General features: G+C 74.7%; 1 protein-coding gene. It reads left to right on the top strand.

Annotated elements, in window-relative coordinates; genetic code table 11:
* Positions 1-57: 57 nt before the first annotated feature.
* Positions 58-1,192: beta-ketoacyl reductase (locus tag OSB71_RS24165; protein WP_265950936.1), on the top strand; the 1,135-nt coding region annotated here is incomplete at its 3' end.

The raw sequence follows: 1,192 nt of genomic DNA, 5'->3' as shown, positions 1-1,192 counted from the left end.
CTCACGGCGCTGGCCGGTGGTCTGTCCGCGGACCGGCCACTTGGTGAAGCGTTGCCGGTGTTGTCGTCCTGGCGGCGTGATCAGCGGCAGCGGTCCCTGATCGACCAGTGGCGCTACCACGTCACCTGGAAACCGGTATCACCCCGCCCCACCACGCCCCCCACCGGGCGGTGGCTGCTGCTCACACCCCCCACCGGTGCGCAGGAGGTGGCCCAGTGGTGTGAGGACGGCCTGCGCACCACCGGCGCCCAGGTGGAGCGCACCAGCACCCTGCCCGGGGACCTGAGCGGGGTCACCGGCATCGTCTCGCTCCTCGCGCTGGAGGACGCGCCGCTGGAGCGCGGTGTCGCCCCGGGGCTGACCGGCAATCTCGCTTTGGCCCAGGAGCTGGGTCGCAGCGGCGGGTCGGCGCGGGTGTGGTGCCTGACGCGGGGCGCGGTCTCCACCGGCCCCTCCGACCCCCTCACCCACCCCGCCCAGGCGCAGACCTGGGGGTTGGGCCGCGTCATCGCCCTGGAGCACCCCACCCGCTGGGGCGGTCTGATCGACCTGCCCCGCACTCTGGACGCCCGGGCGTGGCAGCGCACCGCCGCCCTCCTGACCGTGGAGGCGGGTGAGGACCAGGTGGCTGTGCGCTCCACCGGCATCCACGCCCGCCGTGTGGTTCGCGCGCCGCAGGCGCCCGCCACGCCGGTGCGCCTGCGGGGCACGGTGCTGATCACCGGGGGCACCGGTGGGCTGGGGGCCCGGGTCGCCCGCTGGGCCGCCGCGCACGGAGCCGGGCACCTGGTGCTCACCAGCCGCCGCGGCCCCGACGCCCCCGGAGCGGCCGACCTGGTCGCGAGCATCGAGGAACTGGGTGCCAGCGCCACCGTCATCGCCTGCGACGCCGCCGACCACACCGCCCTGCACGCCCTCAAGGAACGGCTGGAAGCAGACGGCACCCCCGTCACCACCGTCGTCCACACCGCCGGGGTGGGGCAGTTGTCGGCGTTGGAGTGTGTGGGGGCTGGTGAGGTGGTGTCGGTGGTCGAGGGGAAGGTCGCGGGGGCGGTGGCGTTGGACGCGGTGTTCGGGGGCGGGGGGTTGGACGCTTTCGTGTTGTTCTCCTCGATCGCGGCGACGTGGGGGAGTGGGGGCCAGGGGGTGTATGCGGCGGCGAACGCGCATCTGGACGCGTTGGCGGAGCAGG

Source organism: Streptomyces marinisediminis (assembly GCF_026262575.1).
GTDB classification, from domain to species: domain Bacteria; phylum Actinomycetota; class Actinomycetes; order Streptomycetales; family Streptomycetaceae; genus Streptomyces; species Streptomyces marinisediminis.
Note: the sequence above shows the minus strand (reverse complement) of the source record. Positions and strands in the feature narration are given on the sequence as shown.